17 protein-coding genes are annotated in these 20,519 nt (G+C 67.7%); 11 read left to right on the top strand and 6 right to left on the bottom strand.

Annotated features, from left to right (window positions below; all coding sequences use genetic code 11):
• Positions 1–5: 5 nt before the first annotated feature.
• On the bottom strand, positions 6–1,010 hold the full coding sequence (gene gap, locus MU582_10520; protein ID UPK77044.1) for a type I glyceraldehyde-3-phosphate dehydrogenase: 1,005 nt from the start codon (positions 1,008–1,010) through the stop codon (positions 6–8).
• Between the two features lie 110 nt (positions 1,011–1,120).
• Between gap and mmuM the strand changes: the two genes are divergently transcribed.
• Positions 1,121–2,014, top strand: coding sequence for a homocysteine S-methyltransferase (gene mmuM, locus MU582_10515; GenBank protein UPK77043.1), 894 nt, complete (start codon positions 1,121–1,123; stop codon positions 2,012–2,014).
• Here the strand turns inward: mmuM and whiA are convergent.
• The 4 genes from whiA to uvrC all read right to left on the bottom strand — a co-directional run bounded on the left by whiA (position 2,011) and on the right by uvrC (position 6,997).
• Positions 2,011–2,997 carry a DNA-binding protein WhiA gene (gene whiA / locus MU582_10510; protein UPK77042.1) on the bottom strand — a complete coding sequence of 329 codons (987 nt, stop codon included), beginning with the start codon at positions 2,995–2,997 and terminating at the stop codon, positions 2,011–2,013. The genes mmuM and whiA overlap by 4 nt on opposite strands.
• Before the next feature lie 145 nt (positions 2,998–3,142).
• On the bottom strand, positions 3,143–4,123 hold the full coding sequence (gene yvcK / locus MU582_10505; protein UPK77041.1) for a uridine diphosphate-N-acetylglucosamine-binding protein YvcK: 981 nt from the start codon (positions 4,121–4,123) through the stop codon (positions 3,143–3,145).
• Positions 4,120–4,983, bottom strand: a complete 864-nt coding sequence (gene rapZ / locus MU582_10500; protein UPK77040.1) for an RNase adapter RapZ — start codon at positions 4,981–4,983, stop codon at positions 4,120–4,122. Before rapZ ends, yvcK begins: the two co-directional genes overlap by 4 nt.
• 10 nt (positions 4,984–4,993) lie before the next feature.
• On the bottom strand, positions 4,994–6,997 hold the full coding sequence (uvrC, locus tag MU582_10495; protein ID UPK77039.1) for an excinuclease ABC subunit UvrC: 2,004 nt from the start codon (positions 6,995–6,997) through the stop codon (positions 4,994–4,996).
• A gap of 76 nt (positions 6,998–7,073) precedes the next feature.
• Here uvrC and MU582_10490 point away from each other — a divergent pair, with 76 nt between their 5' ends.
• Both MU582_10490 and MU582_10485 read left to right on the top strand, forming a co-directional pair.
• Positions 7,074–7,475 (top strand): hypothetical protein, encoded by a 402-nt coding sequence (locus MU582_10490; GenBank protein UPK77038.1) that lies wholly within the window; start codon positions 7,074–7,076, stop codon positions 7,473–7,475.
• A gap of 106 nt (positions 7,476–7,581) precedes the next feature.
• Positions 7,582–8,892, top strand: coding sequence for a pyridine nucleotide-disulfide oxidoreductase (locus MU582_10485; protein ID UPK77037.1), 1,311 nt, complete (start codon positions 7,582–7,584; stop codon positions 8,890–8,892).
• 24 nt (positions 8,893–8,916) lie between these two features.
• Here MU582_10485 and uvrA read toward each other — a convergent pair whose 3' ends face one another.
• Positions 8,917–11,970, bottom strand: coding sequence for an excinuclease ABC subunit UvrA (gene uvrA, locus MU582_10480; protein ID UPK77036.1), 3,054 nt, complete (start codon positions 11,968–11,970; stop codon positions 8,917–8,919).
• 200 nt (positions 11,971–12,170) lie between these two features.
• Between uvrA and MU582_10475 the strand changes: the two genes are divergently transcribed.
• The 8 genes from MU582_10475 (at position 12,171) to MU582_10440 (ending at position 20,389) form a co-directional block, all read left to right on the top strand.
• Complete coding sequence (locus MU582_10475; GenBank protein UPK77035.1) at positions 12,171–12,908, top strand: maleylpyruvate isomerase family mycothiol-dependent enzyme; 738 nt, start codon at positions 12,171–12,173, stop codon at positions 12,906–12,908.
• A gap of 37 nt (positions 12,909–12,945) precedes the next feature.
• Positions 12,946–13,599: an MBL fold metallo-hydrolase gene (locus MU582_10470; GenBank protein UPK77034.1), complete on the top strand. Its 654-nt coding sequence runs from the start codon at positions 12,946–12,948 to the stop codon at positions 13,597–13,599.
• A 911-nt stretch (positions 13,600–14,510) separates the two neighbouring features.
• Positions 14,511–14,915 (top strand): hypothetical protein, encoded by a 405-nt coding sequence (locus tag MU582_10465; protein ID UPK77033.1) that lies wholly within the window; start codon positions 14,511–14,513, stop codon positions 14,913–14,915.
• A 12-nt stretch (positions 14,916–14,927) separates the two neighbouring features.
• Entirely contained in the window at positions 14,928–16,139 is a 1,212-nt protein-coding gene (locus MU582_10460) for an MFS transporter (protein UPK77032.1), read from the top strand.
• A gap of 58 nt (positions 16,140–16,197) precedes the next feature.
• Complete coding sequence (locus tag MU582_10455) at positions 16,198–17,610, top strand: APC family permease (protein UPK77031.1); 1,413 nt, start codon at positions 16,198–16,200, stop codon at positions 17,608–17,610.
• Complete coding sequence (locus tag MU582_10450; protein ID UPK77030.1) at positions 17,607–18,431, top strand: class A beta-lactamase-related serine hydrolase; 825 nt, start codon at positions 17,607–17,609, stop codon at positions 18,429–18,431. The genes MU582_10455 and MU582_10450 overlap by 4 nt, the downstream gene beginning before the upstream one ends.
• Positions 18,432–18,440: 9 nt before the next feature.
• Positions 18,441–19,514 (top strand): dipeptide epimerase, encoded by a 1,074-nt coding sequence (locus tag MU582_10445; GenBank protein UPK77029.1) that lies wholly within the window; start codon positions 18,441–18,443, stop codon positions 19,512–19,514.
• Positions 19,511–20,389 (top strand): C40 family peptidase, encoded by an 879-nt coding sequence (locus MU582_10440; protein ID UPK77028.1) that lies wholly within the window; start codon positions 19,511–19,513, stop codon positions 20,387–20,389. The genes MU582_10445 and MU582_10440 overlap by 4 nt, the downstream gene beginning before the upstream one ends.
• The last annotated feature ends 130 nt before the right edge of the window (positions 20,390–20,519 follow it).

Raw genomic sequence — 20,519 nt, 5'->3', positions numbered from 1 at the left:
CGGGCTCAGAGGGACGAGCCGACGATCTTGACCATGTCGACGAGACGGTTCGAGAAGCCCCACTCGTTGTCGTACCAACCGAAGACCTTCACCTGATCGCCGATCACCTTCGTCAAGCTCGCGTCGAAGATGCACGACGCGGGGTCGGTGACGATGTCACTGCTGACGATGGGGTCCTCGGTGTAGGTGATGATCCCCTTCAGCGGGCCTTCGGCGGCAGTGCGCACGATCTGGTTGATCTCGTCTGACGTCGTCTCCCTTGACGCAGTGAACGTCAGATCGGTGATCGAACCGGTCGGCACCGGGACCCGCAGCGAGTAGCCGTCGAGCTTGCCGTCGAGCTCGGGGAGCACCAGACCGACGGCCTTGGCAGCACCGGTCGTGGTCGGGATGACGTTGAGCGCGGCGGCCCGGGCCCGGCGAAGGTCCTTGTGCGGGCCGTCCTGGAGGTTCTGGTCCTGGGTGTACGCGTGGATCGTGGTCATCAGGCCGCGCTCGATGCCGATGCCGTCGTTGAGCACCTTGGCCATCGGCGCCAGGCAGTTGGTCGTGCACGAGGCGTTGGACATGATGTGGTGCGCGCTCGCGTCGTACGACTTTTCGTTGACGCCGACCACGAAGGTGGCGTCGGCGTTCTTGGCCGGCGCGGAGACGATGACCTTCTTTGCCCCACCGTCGAGGTGCGCCTTCGCCTTCTCGGCATCGGTGAACAGCCCGGTCGACTCGAGGACGACGTCGACGCCGAGGTCCTTCCACGGCAGCTGTGCTGGGTCGCGCTCGGCCAGCGAGGTCACCACGCGGTCGCCGATCTTGATGCCGCCGTCGACGACTGAGACATCCTTGTCGAAGCGCCCGAGGATCGAGTCGTACTTCAGCAGATGCGCCTGCGTCTCGTCGTCGCCGAGGTCGTTGAAGGCGACGATCTCGATATCGGCGCCCGCCTCCTCGACGGCCCGGAAGAAGTTGCGGCCGATGCGGCCGAATCCATTGATACCTACACGCACGGTCACGGCGTCTGCTCCTCGGTGCAAGACATACTCAGGTCTTGACCGAGACTACCGGTTCCGTGCGATCGGGGCCGAAGCGGGAGCCCGCCGGCAGGCCGTCGTACGCTCGGTGCGTGGACCTCTTCGACGGCCCGCCGACGATCCTCGATGGCGGACTCGCGACCGAGCTGGAGCGACGCGGTAACGACCTCTCGGACAAACTGTGGTCGGCGCGACTTCTCGTCGACGATCCTGCCGAGATCACTGCCACACACGAGACGTTCTATCGGGCCGGCGCCCAGGTCGCCACCACTGCGACGTATCAGGCGAGTTTCGGCGGCTTTGCCGAGCGCGGACTCGCGGAGTCCGAGGCAGCACGGTTGATCCGTCGAGCGGTCGAGCTCGCTGTCGCGGCGCGCGACGAGGTCGGATCCGATGGCGTCCGCCGTTGGGTGGCCGCATCGGCCGGACCTTACGGCGCGGCTCTCGCCGACGGCTCGGAGTATCGCGGCCGTTACGGCCTCTCCGTCGCCGAGCTCGCCGCATGGCATACGCCGCGCCTCGATGTCCTCTGCGATGCCGGCGCAGATGTACTCGCACTGGAGACGGTTCCCGACACAGACGAGGCCGAGGCGCTCGTACGCGCGATGTACGGCCGTGCGGTGCCGGCGTGGCTGACGTACACCATCGACGGCGACCGCACCCGCGCCGGGCAGCCACTCGACGAGGCCTTCGCCGTCGTTGCCGACGCTGCCGAGATCGTCGCAGTCGGCGTCAACTGCTGCGCACCTGCCGACGTCGAACCCGCCGTTCGCGTGGCCCGTGCGGCGACCGACAAGCCGATCGTCGTCTACCCGAACAGCGGCGAGGGCTGGGCCGACCGGCAATGGACCGGGCAGTCGTCCTTCGACGCGGGCCTTGCCGAACACTGGGTCGCGGCCGGGGCCGCCGCCGTCGGTGGATGTTGCCGGGTGACACCGGCCGATATCGCCGAACTGGCACGGACCATGCGCAACGACGAGTACTAGGCGTCCTCGCGCAGCATGTCGTCGGTGAGCGACGCCTCGGTGTCGGGTACGCCCTGCTCCTTGGCCCGCTTGTCGGCCATCGCCAGCAGTCGCCGGATCCGCCCGGCGATGGCGTCCTTGGTCAGCGGCGGCTCGTGCAGTTGACCGAGCTCCTCGAGGCTCGCCTGTTTGTGTTCGACCCGCAGGCTGCCGGCCAGCTTGAGGTGATCGGGTACGTCTTCGGCGAGGATCTCCAACGCGCGCTCGACCCGCGCACCCGCGGCCACCGCCGCCCGCGCAGACCGGCGCAGGTTGGCATCGTCGAAGTTCGCCAGGCGATTCGCGGTCGCGCGTACCTCACGGCGCATGCGACGCTCTTCCCAGCCCAGCAGGGTCTCGTGCGCACCGAGCCGAGTGAGCATTGCGCCGATCGCCTCGCCGTCACGAATGACGACGCGATCGACACCGCGTACCTCGCGAGCCTTCGCGGCGATGCCCAACCGACGAGAAGCGCCGCACAGCGCGAGTGCCGCCTCGGGACCCGGGCAGGTCACCTCGAGCGATGACGAGCGTCCGGGCTCGGTCAGCGAGCCGCGGGCGAGGAACGCTCCACGCCAGGCAGCGACCGAGTCACAGGACGAGCCGGAGACCACCTGCGGAGGAAGCCCGCGTACGGGTCTGCCGCGTCCGTCGAGCAACCCGGTCTGGCGAGCAAGAGCCTCGCCGTCACGGACGACCCGCACCACGTACGTCGTGCCCTTGCGAATGCCGGAACCGTTGACGACCACGAGCTCGCTGTCGTGGCCGTACACCTCCTGGATGTCCTTGCGAACCCGTCGTGCTGCCGCCCCCGTGTCCAGCTCGGCCTCGACGACGACTTTGCCGCTGACGATGTGGAGTCCACCCGCGAAGCGCAATAACGACGACACTTCGGCCTTCCGGCAGCAGGCCTTGGTGATCGTCGTGCTCGAGAGCTCCGCTTTGACTTGTGCAGTCATTGCCATAGATCGTTCCTGCCCCGTTTCCGTCGCAACTGCGACCCTCCGTCGTCCGAGTACAACGGACCAACTCTACGTCGAATCCGACGTTACGCGCCGCACGGCCACCTGTCGCTGGTCTACGCGCAATCGGTCGCCGGACCAGCCGCGACTATCCGATGACGTCTTCGAGCACCGAGGCTAGCCGGAGCGGATCATGCCGTGGCGAACCGTCGATGGCGCCGACATCCGCGACGACCAGCTCGGCGCCGAGAGAAGCGGCGGCCTTCGAGAGGCTGGTGGTGTCGTCGACTGTGCCCGGATCGGCAAGCACCGTGTCGATCTGGAGATCCGGTGCGTGGGCAGTGAGCACTTCGAGATGCGTCTCAGGGGAGAATCCGTCCGTCTCGCCCGGCTGTGCCGCGAGGTTGAGCACGACGATGCGTCTCGCCGCGGTGTCGTGCAGCGCATCGAAGATGCCGGGCACGAGGAGGTTCGGAATGACGCTGGTGAACCAGGATCCGGGCCCGACCACGACCCAGTCGGCCGCCCGGATGGCTTCGACGGCCTCCGGACACGCTGGCGGATCGGGTGGGTCGAGGCGTACCGCCATCACCTCGGCATCGGTCGATGCCACCTCGACCTGTCCGCGTACGCGCCCGATCACCTCTTCGCCGTCGAGCTCGCGGCGGACGAGCGCCTCGATGTCGAGCGGAACCGAGCTCATCGGCAGCACCCGGCCTTGCGCTCCCAGCAGCTGACCTACCAGATCGAGCCCGTTGACGTGATCGCCGAGCAGCTCCCACAGCGCGACGATCAGCAGGTTGCCGACGGCGTGGTTGTGCAGGTCGCCTCCGGTGCTGAACCGGTGCTGCAGAACGTCGGCCCAGATGCGGCCCCATTCGTCATCGCCACACAGGGCTGCGAGCGCCATCCGCAGATCACCGGGCGGGAGTACGCCGAGCTCGTCGCGTAAGCGGCCGGACGAACCGCCGTTGTCTGCGACCGTCGCGACGGCGGTGATGTCGGGGGTGATGCGGCGGACGGCGGCGAGGGTCGCCGCCAGCCCGTGACCGCCGCCGAGTGCGACGACCGACGGAAGCTCGCCGGGGCGAGTGATCCCCGGCGCACGCGGCACGCGACGCGGCGTCACTCGCGCCCCAGGTCGCGGTGCACGACCAAGACCCGCATGTCATCGCCGCGAAGGCGTTCGGCGAGCGCCTCGGACATCGCGACGCTTCGGTGCTTGCCTCCGGTGCACCCGATGGCGATGCTCAGGAAGCGCTTTCCCTCACGGACGAACCCGCGCGCGACGCCCTTGAGCACCGCCTCGTAGTTGTCGAGGAACTCCATCGCTTCGGTCGCCGAGTAGACGTACTCACGTACGGGCTCGGTCAGGCCGGTCTGGTGCCGCAGTTCCGGCACCCAGAACGGGTTGGGAAGAAACCGCATATCGGCGACCATGTCCGCGTCGGCAGGGATGCCGTACTTGAAACCGAACGACACGACGGTCGCCCGGATCGGCTGCACCTCGGGGTCAGCGAACGCGGTCGTCACCCGGGCTGCCAGCTGATGGACGTTCAGATGTGACGTGTCGATGAGTACGTCGGCCCGGCCGCGGATCACCCGCAGCATCGTGCGCTCGGCCTCGATGCCGTCGAGCAACCGGCCTTCCGGCATCAACGGATGGGGCCGGCGTGCGGCCTCCTGACGGCGGACGAGGACGTCGTCGCTGGCGTCGAGGAACAGCGTCGACGGTCGCAGGCCGTGCTCGCGTAGATCGGTGAGGGAGCCCTCGAGCTCGGAGAAGAACCACCGCGACCGAGCGTCCACGACGACCGCCAGACGGGTGTCGGATGCACCCTTGCCGAGCAGCTCTATGGTCTGCTCGAGCAACTGCGGCGGCAGGTTGTCGACGACGAACCAGCCGAGGTCTTCGAGCACCTTTGCAGCCGTACTCCGGCCCGCCCCGGTCATCCCGGTGACGAGCAGTACCTCGCGGATCGCTGACATCGCGTCCCCTCTACTCCTCGGTGATCTCGCCGGTCGCGGTGTTGACCGACGTGGTCCGGTTGCTGCCGTTTCCGTTGACTGCGGCGAGCGCCTCGACGACGTTGGCTGCCGTACGTATGCCGAATCCTGGCACCTCGGCGATCTCTTCGACGGTCGCCGCGCGGAGCTTCTTCAGCGAGCCGAAGTGCTTGAGCAGTGCCTTGCGTCGAACATCGCCCAACCCCGACACCCCGTCGAGCTGGCTTTCGACCATCGACTTCGAGCGGCGTTTGCGATGGTGCCCGATCGCGAACCGGTGCGCCTCGTCGCGGATGCGCTGCAGGAGATACAGGCCTTCGCTCGTACGGGGCAGGATCACCGGATCGTCTTCGCCGGGGACCCAGACCTCTTCGAGCCGCTTCGCCAACCCGCACAGGGCGACGTCGTCGACGCCCAGCTCGTCGAGTGCGCGCTGCGCCGCGGCGACCTGCGGAGGACCGCCGTCGACGACCACTAGCGACGGGCTGTACGAGAACTTGCGCGGTCGGCCGGTCTCGGGGTCGATCAGGCCCGGTGCGGCATCGTCGTCCTCGGTGGCAGCCGATCCGTCACCCGCCGCGGTCGCCCCGGCCGCGGCCTGCTCGTCGAGCAGCCTCCGGAACCGTCTGGTGATCGTCTCGTGCATCGACGCGACGTCGTTCTGACCGTCGACCCCGCGAATGACGAACCGGCGGTACTCGTTCTTGCGGGGAAGGCCGTCCTCGAACACCACCATCGACGCGACCACCTCGGTGCCCTGGAGGTTCGAGACGTCGTAGCACTCGATGCGCAGCGGCGCCTCATCGAGGTCGAGGGCAGCCTGGATCTCCTCGAGTGCCTTGCTTCGAGTGGTCAGATCGCTTGCCCGCTTGGTCTTGTGCATTACCAGCGAATGCTTCGCGTTGCGCTCGACGGTCTCCATCAGCGCCCGCTTATCGCCACGTTGAGGTACGCGCAGGGAGACCTGCGCGCCCTTACGCTCGCTCAGCCAGGTGCGAACGGCCGTGGCGTCGTCGGGTACGACGGGTACGAGGACTTCCTTCGGGATCGCCTCATCGTCTTCCCCGTCGTACAAGGTGATGAGGGCGCGTTCGACCAGATCTGCCGTCGACGCGTCATCGACCTTGTCGGCCACCCAGCCGCGCTGCCCGCGGATGCGACCGTCACGGACCGAGAAGATCTGAACGGCCGCTTCGAGCGGGTCTTCGGCGAGGGCGAGCACATCGGCGTCGGTGCCGTCACCGAAGACGACGGCGTTCTTCTCCACCGCCTGCTTGAGGGCGCCGAGGTCATCGCGTACTCGCGCGGCCCGCTCGAAGTCGAGCTCATCGGATGCGGCCTTCATTTCGCGTTCGAGACGCTTCACGAACTGTTGCGTCTGCCCGGCCATGAAGGCCGTGAAGTCGTCGGCGATCTCGCGGTGCTCCTCGGCGGTCACCCGACCGACACACGGTGCCGCGCATTTGTCGATGTAGCCGAGTAGGCAGGGGCGGCCCATCTGCTTACTGCGATTGAAGACGCCGTTGGAGCACGACCGCATGGGGAAGACGCGGAGCAGGAGGTCGACGGTCTCGCGGATCGCCCACGCATGGCTGTACGGGCCGAAGTAGCGAACGCCCTTGCGCTTCTTGCCGCGGCCCACCATCACCCGTGGGAACTCTTCGTTCAGCGTCACTGCGAGCCAGGGGTACGACTTGTCGTCGCGGTACTTCACGTTGAACCGCGGGTCGTACTGCTTGATCCAGGTGTACTCCAGTTGCAGCGCCTCGACCTCTGTCGATACGACGGTCCAGTCGACCTTCGCCGCCGTCTGCACCATGGTCTGCGTACGCGGGTGCAACCCGGCGGGATCGGCGAAGTACGACGACAGTCGCGAGCGCAGGGACTTCGCCTTGCCGACGTAGATGACCCGGCCCTTGGGGTCGCTGAACCGGTAGACGCCCGGGGACGTCGGGATCGACCCCTGGGCCGGTCGATAGGTTGCAGGATCTGGCACGCATCCACCCTACGAGGTACCTCGGACACCAGCTCGCGCCCGGACGAACCCAGCCGCGGTCTGCCATGCTTGCCTCATGGATCAAGGGGATTCGACGAAGGTGCTCGACCGCGCGGTGACAGCCATGGCTGTCGGACGCATCATCTGGGGAGTCGCCGCGTACGCCTCCCCTGCCGCGAACACGAAGGCGGCCGGGCTGCCGGGTCGGCCATCGGGCGAGGTCGTGTACCTCACCCGTGTCTTCGGTAGCCGTGCTTTCGCGCTCGGCTGCGGCTACCTGCTCAGCGACGAGCAGGCCCGTTCACGATGGCGCAGGCTCGGCCTGGTCGTCGATGTCGGAGACACGGCCGCCGGCATCGCACACCTCGTGCGAGGTGACGTGCCCCGCTCCGCGACCGCGAAACTGGTGGCCGCAACCGGTGCGTACGCGGTGGTCGGCGCACTGCGCGTAGCCAAGGAACTACGCACGGCGCGGTAGACCGAAAATCTGGCGGCGTACGAGGTTTCGGCGGCGTACGGTGGAGGTCTCGGGGATCCTTACCGATCCGTTGTCGCGCGATTATCTACTGAGTTAGTATACTTTTATGTCGGTTGAGACCTCCATTGCCAGCGCTGCAACTCCCGTCGACCTGTACGGACTGCGGCTCACGACATCGGCCGAGGCGGCCGCCCACTACAACGACGGACTCCGCGCACTGCTCGGCGTCCGCCGCGGTGGCGTCGAGGCGGTCGCCGCGGCAGTTGCACTCGACCCGACGTTCGCGGTCGGTCATTCGACGCTCGCCCTGATGGGGCATGAGCTCGGCGCGAACGTCAATCTGCCGGCCAGAGTGGCCTCCGCCTTAAGGCATTCGCGGCGCTCCAGTGATCGCGAGCGCAGCCATATCCACGCTGTCGTCTCGCATCTGCGAGGCGACTCCGATCCGCTCATCGCCCACCTTCGCACGTACCCCCGTGATGCGTTGCTGCTTTCGGTCGCCGTGCCCACGATCGCATTCTCCGGCGTGACGACCGTGCCCGCCCAGGCCTGGCAGATCGTGGAGGGCGCCCAGTCGGCGTACGGCGACGACTGGTGGTTCAACGGGTTGCTCGGCTTCATCCGTCAGGAGCAGGGAAGGTTCGACGAGGCCATGGACCTCGCTCGGCGCTCACTCGACGAGAACCCGGGCGCGGGGCACTCCGTTCATGCACGTGCCCACGTCCATTACGAGACCGGCGACCACGACGCCGGCCTCGCCTGGATCACGGACTGGATCGACACCTCGGGTCCCGATGCCGACAACCTCGCGCATTTCTCGTGGCATGCCGCGCTCCACGAACTCTCGAACGGCGATCTGGCGTCGGTGCGCCGCCGGTTCGAGAACGAGCTCGCCCCACCTCGGGTCACCGGCTGCCGTGCGCTGGTCGACTCCGCGTCGTTGCTGTGGCGGTGGTCGCTGTCTCCCGGTGCCGACTCGGTGCCCGACGCAGCCGAGGTGCTCGAGCAGGTGAGCAACTGCGACCTGGTCGAGCCGGATACGCCGTTCCTCGCCATGCATGCCGCCCTCGGCCTGTGTGCGGCCGGCGACGACGACCGGCTCGAGCAGCTGAGCCGCCGATGTACGACGCACGACGACCAGGTGTTGCGCGAGGTCGCCGCACCGTTGTGCCGAGCTCTTGTCTCGATGCGGGGCGGCTCGTACGACGCGGCGGCGGACGGCCTTGCCTCGATGGCATCGACCACCTGGAAGCTCGGTGGCAGCGACGCGCAGCGCGAGGTCATCGAGGACACCCGCATCGCGGCGCTGATCGCGGCGGGACGCAACGCGGAGGCCGCCACGATGCTCGATGAGCGGCTCGACCGTCGACATGCTCGACGCGACCAACTCTGGCGGGGCGGTCTCCCCCAGGCCTGACCGCCCGCTGAGCGTGACAGGACGTCAGCGCCGGGTCGCCTTCTTCGCGGCCGTTTTCTTGGCAGGCGTCCTTTTGGCGGGCGCCTTCTTCACCACTGCCTTCTTCGCCGCTGCCTTCTTCGCGGTCGGCTTCTTCTTGACAGCCTTCTTCGCCGTCCGTTTCGCGCCGACCGCCTTTGCGGGCCGCGCCTCGGTCGGTACGGCGCCGACCGTGGCCTCGCGTCCGTCGAGCACCGGCCCGAGGAAGGCCCCCGTGTGACTGTCCGGCGTTGCCGCGATCGTCTCCGGCGTGCCCTCGGCCACGACGGTGCCGCCGCGGTTGCCGCCGCCGGGCCCCATGTCGATGATCCAGTCGGCCGTCTTGACCACGTCGAGGTTGTGCTCGATCACGACGACCGTATTGCCCGCATCGACTAGGCGACCGAGTACGCCGAGCAGCTTGTTGATGTCTTCGAAGTGCAGGCCCGTGGTCGGCTCGTCGAGTACGTACAGCGTGCGGCCGGTCGATCGCTTCTGCAGCTCGGATGCGAGCTTCACCCGCTGAGCTTCACCACCCGAAAGCGTCGGTGCGGGCTGGCCGAGGCGCACGTAACCGAGACCGACGTCGACCAGCGTCTTGAGATGACGCGAGATCGCCGGAATGGCCTCGAAGAAGTCAACCGCCTCCTCGATGGGCATATCGAGCACGTCGGCGACCGATTTGCCCTTGTAATGCACCTCGAGCGTCTCGCGGTTGTAGCGCGCCCCGTGGCACACCTCGCACGGGACGTACACATCAGGCAGGAAGTTCATCTCGATCTTGATCGTGCCGTCACCGGAGCAGGCTTCGCATCGGCCGCCCTTGACGTTGAAGGAGAACCGACCCTGCTGGTAGCCGCGCACCTTCGCCTCGGGTGTCTGCGCGAACAGTTTGCGCACGTGGTCCCAGACTCCGGTGTACGTCGCCGGGTTGGACCTCGGGGTGCGCCCGATCGGTGACTGGTCGACGTGGATCACCTTGTCGACCTCGCCGACGCCTTCGATGGTGCGGTGCCGCCCAGGAATGTCGCGCGCGTTGTAGATGTGCTTGGCAAGGGACCGGTAGAGGATGTCGTTGACCAGCGTCGACTTGCCCGACCCGGAGACACCGGTGACGGCCACCAGCACGCCGAGCGGAAAGGTCACGTCGATGTCTTGCAGGTTGTGCTCGTACGCACCGCGTACGACCACCTCGCGCCCCGGAGTCGCGGGGCGCCGCACAGGCGGGATCGGGATCTCCCGGCGGCCGGAGAGGTACTGGCCGGTGAGGGAGTCTGCGTGCGAGTACAGCTCGTCGACCGTGCCGGACACGATGACCTGACCACCGTGCTCTCCCGCACCCGGACCGATGTCGACGACCCAGTCGGCGGTGCGGATGGTGTCTTCGTCGTGCTCGACGACGATCAGCGTGTTGCCGAGATCGCGCAGGCGTACGAGGGTCTCGATCAGCCGGTGGTTATCGCGCTGGTGCAAACCGATCGACGGCTCGTCGAGTACATACAGGACACCGACCAGGCCGGCGCCGATCTGCGTGGCCAGCCGGATGCGCTGCGCCTCGCCGCCCGACAACGAGCCGGCGGCCCGGTTGAGCGTGAGGTAGTCGAGGCCGACGTCGAGGAGGAACCGCAGCCGCTCGTGGATCTCCTTGAGCACGCGCTCGCCGATCTGGCGCTCGCGCTCGGTCATGTCGAGGTCGCGGAGGTACTCGGCGGCCTCGCCGATCGAGAGTGCACACAGCTCGGCGATGTTCTTCTCGCCGTAAGTGGGGCTGTTCATGGTGACCGCGAGGATCACCGGGCGCAGCCTGGTGCCGTTGCAGGTCGGGCACGGCACTTCGCGCATGTAGCCCTCGAGTCGCTCGCGGCTCGTATCGGACTCCGCTTCGCCGTGCCGGCGGATGATGTACGGGATCACGCCTTCGAACGTCGTGTAGTACGAGCGCTCGCGGCCGTAACGGTTGCGGTAACGCACATGCACCTGGGTGGGATGCCCCGTGAGCAGCGCTTCGCGCGCCTCGTTGGGCAGCTCACCGAACGGCGTCGAGGTGTCGAAACCGAGCTCATCGGCGAGCGCACCGAGAATGCGACCGAAGTAGTCGGCGACGTGGGCCGACGCCCACGGCGTGATCGCGCCCTCGTCGAGCGATAGATCGGGGTCGGGTACGACGAGCTCGGGGTCGACCTCCATCCGGGTGCCGAGCCCGGTGCAGTCGGGGCAAGCACCGAACGGAGCGTTGAACGAGAACGACCGCGGCTCCAGCTCGTCGACCTCGAGCGGATGGTCGTTGGGGCATGCGAGCTTCTCCGAGAACCGGCGCTCGCGTCCGGGGTCGGATTCGTCGAGATCGACGAAGTCGACCACGACCAGGCCACTGGACAGCGCAAGTGCGGTCTCCACCGAGTCCGTGAGGCGTCGCTGCGCACTCTCCTTGACCGCGAGACGGTCGACGACGACGTCGATCGTGTGCTTCTTCTGCTTGGCCAGCTTCGGAGGCTCGGTCAGCAGATGCGTCTCGCCGTCGACACGTACACGGCCGAACCCCTGCTGCTGCAACTGCCGGAACAGATCGGTGTACTCGCCCTTGCGGCCGCGGATGACGGGCGCGAGCACCTGGAAGCGCATCCCCTGCTCCAGCGCGAGAATGCGGTCGACGATCTGCTGCGGCGTCTGCCGGGTGATCGGCTCACCGCACCGCGGGCAGTGCGGCCGCCCGGCGCGCGCGTAGAGCAACCGGAGGTAGTCGTACACCTCGGTGATCGTGCCGACGGTGGAGCGTGGGTTGCGCGACGTCGACTTCTGGTCGATCGAGACGGCCGGTGAAAGGCCCTCGATGAAGTCGACATCGGGTTTATCCATCTGCCCGAGGAACTGTCGGGCGTATGCCGAAAGCGACTCGACGTAGCGCCGCTGGCCCTCGGCGAAGATCGTGTCGAACGCGAGCGACGACTTACCCGAACCGGACAGGCCGGTGAAGACGACGAGCGAGTCACGCGGCAACTCGATCGAGACGTCTTTGAGGTTGTGCTCGCGTGCGCCGCGAACGAGGAGGCGGTCTGCCACGACTCTCCCGATGGTCGAAACGATGTGGAACGTGCTTCCGGCCCGGCCGAAGGCCGGATTTCAGGGCGACTATCAGGGTAACTGCGCCCACTGACAGAACCATCCCACTGGCCACCGACACCGCCCCTCCGAACACCTCTCGCGGCCGGACCAGCCGCCTCTCTCGCACCCCCAGGGCCGGTTCTGACACTCTAGGGCCCATGACGCTTCCCTCACCTGGCATGCCGTGGCCGACACCGGAGCTCTCCCCTGCGGCGACTCTGGCACTACTCCGCGACCAGACCGACCGGCTCCTCGACTCGATCCGCTCGCTCAGCGACGACCAGGCTCGGGAACCGACCGCGTTGCCCGACTGGACCCGCGGTCATCTCCTGACTCACCTGGCGCGCAACGCCGAGGCCGTGACGAACCTCTGCACCTGGGCCCGCACCGGCGAGGAGACGGCGATGTACGAGTCGAGGGAGCAACGTGCGGCCGACATCGAGTCCGGTTCAGGCCGCAGCGCCGACGACCTGGTCAAGGACGTCGAGGTGACCGCGAAAGCCCTCGCGCTCGAACTCGAGCTGCTCCCCCAGCGGAGCTGGCTCGCCGAGGTACGACCCGGACCGGACACTGCGCGGCCCGCCTGGTGGATCCCGATGCTCCGACTCGGCGAGGTCGAACTGCACCACGTCGACCTGGCGCTCGGCTACGAGCAGGGGTCGTGGCCCGACGCCTGGGTACGTAACACGCTGCCGGAGGCGGCCCGCGACCTCGCATCGCAAAGCGCCAAGCCGGTCGCGCTGCACGCAACCGATATCGGACTCGACATCGGCGAAGGCAAACGCACCGTCTCGGGCAGTGCCACAGACCTTCTCGCCTGGGTGACCGGCCGCGGTGACGGAACGCCGCTCTCGATCGACTCCGGCAAGCTCCCCGAGCTCGGCGCCTGGCGCTGACCGGCCGGTCTTCGTAGCCTGACCTCTGGAGGAAGTAGTGACGTACAGCGGCAACGTACAAGTCGGCGGAACACCCGACACACGCGAGCTCGCCGACCTGATCATCACGAAGGTCGCTGTCGGCCCGATGTCGAACAACGCCTACCTCCTCCGTTGTCGCCACGACGACACGCAGGTCCTGATCGATGCCGCCGCAGAACCCGACACCCTGCTTCGCGTGATCGGTGACGGCGGCCTTCGTACCGTCGTCACGACCCACCGGCACCCCGACCACTGGCAGGCGCTGGCGCAGGTCGTCGACGCCACCGGAGCGACGACCGCCGCCGGCGAGCTCGACGCCGACGACCTCCCGGTCACCGTCCGCGAACGCCTCGACGACGGCGACCGCATCCCGGTCGGCAGCTGCGAACTCGAGGTCATCCACCTCGTCGGACACACACCCGGCTCGATCGCCTTGCTGTACGACGACCCGGACGGCGAACCACATCTGTTCACCGGCGACAGCCTTTTCCCCGGCGGTGTCGGCAAGACCGGCTCCCCCGCCGACTTCGCATCTCTGTTGGGCGACGTCGAGCGCAAACTGTTCGACCGGCTACCCGACGAGACATGGGTCTATCCCGGTCACGGAGACGACACCACACTCGGTGCCGAACGTCCGCAGCTGCCGCAGTGGCGCGAGCGCGGCTGGTAGTCGGGGGTTCCGGGGGTTCGGTGCGACTACCCGCGTCGTCTCTGTCGGCTTCGCGTACTTCCCTCCGACTTCCCGCCGCTTCGGCTCGCGTCGCCGTCGGCGTTGCCGCTTCTATAGTGCGACTACCCGCCGCTTCGCGTCTCGTCGCGGTCGACTTTCCCGCTTCTGCTAACCGCGCGACTACCCGGTTGCCCGATTCCGGCCCCCCGTCGGCTTTCCCGGCTACCTCGGCTGGGCTAAAGACGCGGCGACGCGGGAGACGCAGCTTCGGGCTGGGGTTGCTTGCCGGCTTTCCCGATTCGGTCGGCTTTTGCGGGGTCGGTGGTGGTGCTTTACCAGGTAAACATGGTGAAGTTCCGCTTTGCACGGCAGATTCGCCGTGCAAAGTGGGAGGTTGCCGTGCTCGTTGGTACGTACGTGGCTGCCGTGGCAGGAGTTCACTCACGCGCGTCGTCGGTCGTGCGGTTTGCCTTGGTACCAAGGCAAACCGCAGCTCGCAGCCGTACGCCCCAAGGCAAGTGGTCACTGTCCCAAGGGACATGTCCCGTGGACAGTGACAATCCGCCTTGGGAGGCACCCGCCCTTACCCCGCGATCGCCTCAAAGTGGCGGGAAAGCCGCCGAGCAACCGAACCGAAATGGCGGCTCCGCGCGTCGCCGCGTCTTTTGCCCAGCCGAAGGAAGCGGGGAGCCGACAGCGGCGAGGATAGGGGTGACGGGTGGTCGAACCGACTGAGACGGGAACGCCGACAACGAGCCGGAATCGGGCAGCGGGGTGGTCGCACCGAAGGAAGCGGGAAGCCGACAGCGAAGCCGAACCCGGCAGCCGGGTAGTCGCACCGGAGCGAGCAGAAGACCCGCAAATCAGGTGAACGGACGGTTAACTCCAGGCATCGTGTCTATAGTCATCAGATGGCCGTCCTGCAAACCACCGGCGCCGCACCGTCCGCGGCACGGGTCAGCCACGCGCTCAACGGCATCCTCGCCGTCCTGCTCGCGGCCGTCGGACTCTCCGCTGCGGGCTACCGCCTCGCGCTGCCCGAGGAGGCCTCCGGGCATCCGTACGCCGTGATCGCGACGGCATGCGCCGTTCTGCTGGTGTTCACCGCCGTCGCCGAGGTCGGCTTCCACACGACGCATCGGTTAGCCCGCGCTGCGACGTGTGTCGCGTGGATCGGCGCGTGGCCCGTGCTGTTCATCGGGCTCACCTTGATGGTCGTCGACGGTGCGGCCGCGACGATCGCGTTCGCTACGTGCATCGGCGCCTGCTCGCTCGGAGTCACGGCGGTCGGCGAGGAGGCATTGCCCCGGGGGTGAGAGAGTCGGCGGGTGAGCACCTCCGCCGTCGGTCACCTCCCGGGTACGACCGGTCTGCGGCGGCTCAACACCGCGATGCTGGCCGCGGGGATCGCCGCATTCGGCGCGCTCTACAGCACGCAGGCACTCATGCCGACCCTCGGCTCCGAGTTCGACGTCTCGGCGACCAAGGCGAGCCTGACGGTTTCCGCAGGCACGGGCGCCCTCGCCGTCGCGGTCGTACCCATGAGCATGGTCGCGGAGTCGCTTGGCCGCGCGCGCGTCATGCGGATCGGGCTGTGCGCCGTGACCCTCGTGGTACTCCTCAGCGCCGCAGCGCCGTCGTTCCCGGCTCTCGTCGTAGCGCGCGCACTGCTCGGTGTCGCAATCGCGGCCGTCGTCGGTGTGGCCATGGGCCACGTCGGCGCCGAGGTGCACCCGCGCGCCGTCGGAACCGCGATGGGCATGTACGTCGCGGCCAACTCCCTCGGCGGGATCGGCGGGCGGCTCGTGTCGGCGTCCGTGGACGACCTGCTCGGCTGGCGCGCCTCGCAGGCCGGTATCGGGCTTGTCTGCGCCATCGCCGCGGTCGTGTTCTGGGCCAACCTGCCGCCAACGGTCTCCCAAGCGCACGGCGCCTCTACCCGAACAGTCGTACGCGACGTACTGCGGCAACTGCGCAACCCGCCGCTCGTACTGCTGTACCTGTTGCCGTTCCTGCTCATGGGCGGTTTCGTGGCGATGTACAACTACCTGACGTTCCGGCTGGAGTCGGCGCCCTTCGATCTACCGAGCAGCATCGTGTCGTTGGTGTTCCTCGCGTACCTGTCGGGCACCGCCGCATCGGTCGTCGCGGGCAGGTTGTCCGACCGGTTCGGGCGTCCGCCGGTCGTCTGCGCGGCCATCGTCGCGATGATCGCCGGCCTCGCCATCACCCTCGCCGACTGGCTCCCGTCGCTGGTTGTCGGCACGGTGTTGTTCACCACTGGCTTCTTCGCCGCACACTCCGCCGCGAGCGGCTGGGTCCCTCGGCTCGCGCAGGGTCCGACGACGATAGCGAGCGCGATCTACGTGCTCGCCTACTACGCCGGGTCGAGTGTCTTCGGCACCTCGGTCGGCATCGCGTGGTCCCACGGCGGCTGGTCTGCGACGGCGGCCGCGGTCGGAGCACTCGCCCTCGCAGCCCTCATCTCCGCGATCGCAGTGAGCGTCCTGGCACGATCTCCGAGATCGCCTGGGCGATGATGCTTGCCGTTGACCCCCGAACAGTACAAGGTGTCTCTCGACGACAAAGGAGAGGCCGATGAGCGAGTCAACCGCGCCCACGCCTGAAACGGGGCAGCCCGAACTCAGACGAGTGATGGGCACGAAACTTCTGTTGCTGTTCATCGTCGGCGACATTCTCGGCACGGGTGTCTATGCACTCACCGGCCAGGTCGCGGGCGAGGTCGGCGGAGCTGCATGGCTGCCGTTCTTGGTCGCCTTCTCGATCGCGATGATCACGGCGTTCTCGTACCTCGAGCTCGTCACGAAGTACCCGCAGGCTGCGGGTGCGGCGCTCTACACCCATAAGGCCTTCGGATTACATTTCCTCACCTTCCTGGTGTGCTTCACGGTGATGTGCTCGGGCATCACGTCCGCATCCACCGCCGCCAAGACCGTCGCCGACAACTTCGCCGTCGGGTTCGACCTGGAGATCTCCGACGCCGGACTTCTCCTCCTCGCGCTCGGCTTCATGGCACTCGTCGCCGCAGTGAACTTCCGCGGTGTCGCCGAGAGCGTCAAGGCGAACGTCGTGCTGACGATGATCGAGCTCTCCGGCCTGCTCCTGGTGATCCTCGTCGGCTTCTGGGTCATGGCCGGCGGCGACGCCGACTTCTCCCGCGTCGTCGCGTTCGAGACGGCCGAAGACAAGAGCGTCTTCCTGTCGGTCACCGCGGCGACCTCCCTCGCCTTCTTCGCGATGGTCGGGTTCGAGGACTCCGTGAACATGGCCGAGGAGACGCACGACCCGGCTCGCACCTTCCCGAAGGTCATGCTCACCGGTCTGTCGATCACGGGCGTCATCTACATCCTGGTGTCCATCTGCGCTGTCGCGGTCGTCCCCGTCGGCGTACTGACCGAGAGCCCGACACCGCTCGTCGAGGTCGTACAGCGGGGCGCTCCGGACGTACCGATCGACGACATCTTCCCGTTCATCACGATCTTCGCCGTTGCCAACTCCGCGCTGATCAACATGCTGATGGCGAGCCGACTGTTGTACGGCATGGCCAACCAGGCCGTCCTTCCGCCGTTCCTCGGCAAGGTGCATCACAAGCGGCGTACGCCGTGGGCATCGATCCTGTTCACAACCGCCATCGCGTTCGGCCTGATCATCTACGTCTCCAACGCGAGCGACAACGCGGTCAGCGTTCTCGGCGGTACGACCGCCCTGCTACTGCTCGGCGTGTTCACGGTCGTCAACATCGCCGTGCTCGTCCTGCGGCGCGACTCCGTCGACGGGTACCACTTCCGGGCGCCGACCGTGCTACCGATCATCGGCACGCTCGCCTGCGCGTTCTTCGTGACGCCGTACACCGACCGTGACGGTGAGCAGTACGAGGTCGCCGGTCTGCTGCTGGCGGTCGGCGTTGTGCTGTGGGCGATCACCTGGTTCGTGAACCGCGCCATGCGTGCCCAGCGCACGTACTTCAAAGATCCGAGCGGGCTCGAGTGACGGGGGCAGGCCTCGACGACCGGCTCTCGTCGATCGCCGCGGAGTACGACGCGACGATCTCGGTCTGGATGGGGACTCTCGACGGCACCGCCTCGTTCGTACGAGACGGCGAACACGAGCATCCGGCGGCCAGCACCCTCAAGCTGCCGCTGCTCATCGCCGTGCACCGCGCCGCCGAGTCGGGCGATCTGAACCTCGACGAAGAGCTGACCGTGCACGACGAGTTCGCCTCCGTGCTCGACGACGAGTCGTACGTGATGACCGAGGACTACGACAACGACCCGCAACCGTGGGCGCGACTCGGACAGCGGGCCACCATCGGATGGCTGGCGGAGCGCGCGATCATCCTGTCCAGCAACCTCGCGACGAACCTGCTGATCGAACGGATCGGGTTCGCTGCCGTCAACGACGTGTACGAACTGGCGGGTGCGACGACTGCCCGGCTTCGGCGCGGCATCCAGGACGAACCGGCCAGCGGTGCGGGCGTGTTCAACACGGCTACCGCGTCCGATATGGCCCGTGTGCTGGTCGCGCTGCTCGCCGGGAAGCTGGTGCCGGCGCAGCGCACGACCGAGGTCGAAAGGGTGCTGGCGGCCTGCGAGACCAACGACGCGATCCCGGCGGGGCTACCGCCCAACACCTACCTCGCGCACAAGACAGGCTGGATCGACGAGGCCTGCCACGACGTCGGCATCGTTCGGCCCGACGGCGCGCGGCCGTTCATCCTGTCGATCTTCACGAGCGCATTACTCGATGATCCGACCGCACATCGGCTCGTCGCCCGGGTCGCCGCCGAATGCTGGCAGGTACGCCCCAGATAGCCTTCGGCCATGATCTCCGCCGTCCGTACGTACCGGCTCAGCGTGCCGCTACACACACCCTTCGTCACCGCGCTGCGGCGTACCGACACCACCGACACCGTCGTCGTCGAAATCGAGGATGCCGACGGCGCACGCGGCTACGGCGAGGCCCCGGCCGTCTGGCAGGTGACGGGCGAGTCGTTGGCGAGCGCCAAGGAGTGCATCGACGGCCCGCTCAGTGCGCTGGTGACCGGCCGCGACCCCGACGACCTCGTGGCTCTCCTGCGCGACGTCTCGGCCAGCGTTGTGGGCAATGCTGGGGCGAAGGCGGCCGTCGACATCGCACTGCACGATCTCGCCGCGCGCCGCCTCGACGTCTCCTTGCCGCGATTCCTCGGCGCGACGGCGCACGAGGTGCCCACCGATGTCACGCTCGCGGCCGCCGACGCCACGGCATTGCCCGATACGACGAACGCTCGGATCTCCGACGGGTTCGGCATCGTCAAGATGAAGGTCGGTACGGACGCCGCCACCGACGTCGAGCGGGTACGCGCGGTGCGCGAGGCAGCCGGGCCAGACGTACGCATCCGACTCGACGCCAACCAGGGATGGACCCCTCGCGAAGCCGTCTCGGTCATCGGCGCGCTCGAGGACGCACGCCTCGACGTCGAGCTGATCGAGCAGCCCGTCGCCGCCGCCGACCTCGACGGGCTGGCGTGGGTGACCGATCGCGTTGCGACACCGATCATGGCCGACGAGAGCCTGCATTCGATCCGCGACCTGGTCGAGCTGATCCGCAGACGAGCGGTCGACATGGTCAACGTCAAACTCGCCAAGTGCGGCGGGCTCCGCACGGCGCGTACTCTTCTCGAGGTTGCGCACAGCCACGGCGTCGGCACCATGGTGGGCTCCATGATGGAGACGCACGTGGGCGTCGGTGCGGCCGCCAGCCTGGTCGCCGCGTACCCGACCACGGTCGTCAACGACCTCGACGCCGCCTGGTGGGCCGCGGAATCTCCGTACAGCGGCGGCCTGCACTACGAACGCTCGACCATCGTCCTTCCCCGTACGCCGGGGCTCGGCATCGACGGAGTGAACACGTGACCACTGTGATCGCAACGCCGGTGACGACCGTATGGACCTCCCCGGACGCCCCCCGTGACATCGACGCCGCGATCGTGGCGTCGACACCCGACCCGGTCGCCTGGAACACCGCACTCCTCGACGCTCCTCCGTCGGCATTGCACGGACGTACCGAAACCCAGGCCGTCCTCGGCGAGCCGGTGCGGATCGTCTCCGAACGCGACGGTTGGTTGGAGGTCGTGCTGCCGTGGCAGCCGTCGTCCAAGGACCCTGACGGATATCCCGGCTGGGTACCCGCGGCCCACGTCGCGGAACTGGACCCGACAGACGCTCCCCTCGCGGTCGTGACAACGCTCGTCGCCGAGACTTCCAATGGCGCGATCTCGTACGGCACGGTCCTGCCGGAGCTGGAGCGTACGCCCGACGTCGTCCGTCTAGCAGCGCCCGGCGGCCCCATCGAGTTGGCGGCGAGCTCGACAGACCGCGTACCCCAGCCCGCCGACGTACGCGACGTCACCTCGCTCCTCGCCTCCGCCGGGCAGTTCGTCGGCATGCGCTATCTCTGGGGCGGTACGAGCGGCTGGGGCGTCGACTGCTCCGGATTCGTGCATCTCACGCACCGCAGGTTCGGCGTCACGGTGCCGCGTGACGCCCATGACCAGTACGACGCGTCTGCGCAGCTCAATCCGCGCTCGGCGGTTGCGGGCGACCTCTACTTCTTCGGTCGTACGTCTCGCGGCATCACCCACGTCGGCTTCGCAACCGGCGAAGCCGGGGAGACTGCTCAGATGCTGCATGCCCCCGACGGCGACCGGCAACAGCACGTCGAACACGCGCCGATGGCCAAGGAACGCGCGGACAACCTCGCCGGCGCGGGCTCGTTCCTCCACCGCTGAAACGCAACGTCGGCCCCGCCCACAACGGACGAGGCCGACGTACTGCAGGAGAGTGCGCTCAGCGCGTCCGCGGGCGCAGGTAGACGGTGGCGCTGGCGTGGCCGTGCGCCGTGGCCTTCTTGATCTTCTT

The organism is Nocardioidaceae bacterium SCSIO 66511, assembly GCA_023100825.1.
Taxonomy (GTDB): domain Bacteria; phylum Actinomycetota; class Actinomycetes; order Propionibacteriales; family Nocardioidaceae; genus Solicola.
This window is presented reverse-complemented; position numbering and strand designations above follow the sequence as displayed.

Bases quoted from the DNA above. Each gene is read 5' to 3' on its own strand.
- whiA (UPK77042.1), bottom strand. From the start codon at position 2,997: ATGGCAATGACTGCACAAGTCAAAGCGGAGCTCTCGAGCACGACGATC.
- rapZ (UPK77040.1), bottom strand. From the start codon at position 4,983: ATGTCAGCGATCCGCGAGGTACTGCTCGTCACCGGGATGACCGGGGCG.
- MU582_10490 (UPK77038.1), top strand. From the start codon at position 7,074: ATGGATCAAGGGGATTCGACGAAGGTGCTCGACCGCGCGGTGACAGCC.
- MU582_10485 (UPK77037.1), top strand. From the start codon at position 7,582: ATGTCGGTTGAGACCTCCATTGCCAGCGCTGCAACTCCCGTCGACCTG.
- MU582_10475 (UPK77035.1), top strand. From the start codon at position 12,171: ATGACGCTTCCCTCACCTGGCATGCCGTGGCCGACACCGGAGCTCTCC.
- MU582_10465 (UPK77033.1), top strand. From the start codon at position 14,511: ATGGCCGTCCTGCAAACCACCGGCGCCGCACCGTCCGCGGCACGGGTC.
- MU582_10455 (UPK77031.1), top strand. From the start codon at position 16,198: ATGAGCGAGTCAACCGCGCCCACGCCTGAAACGGGGCAGCCCGAACTC.
- MU582_10445 (UPK77029.1), top strand. From the start codon at position 18,441: ATGATCTCCGCCGTCCGTACGTACCGGCTCAGCGTGCCGCTACACACA.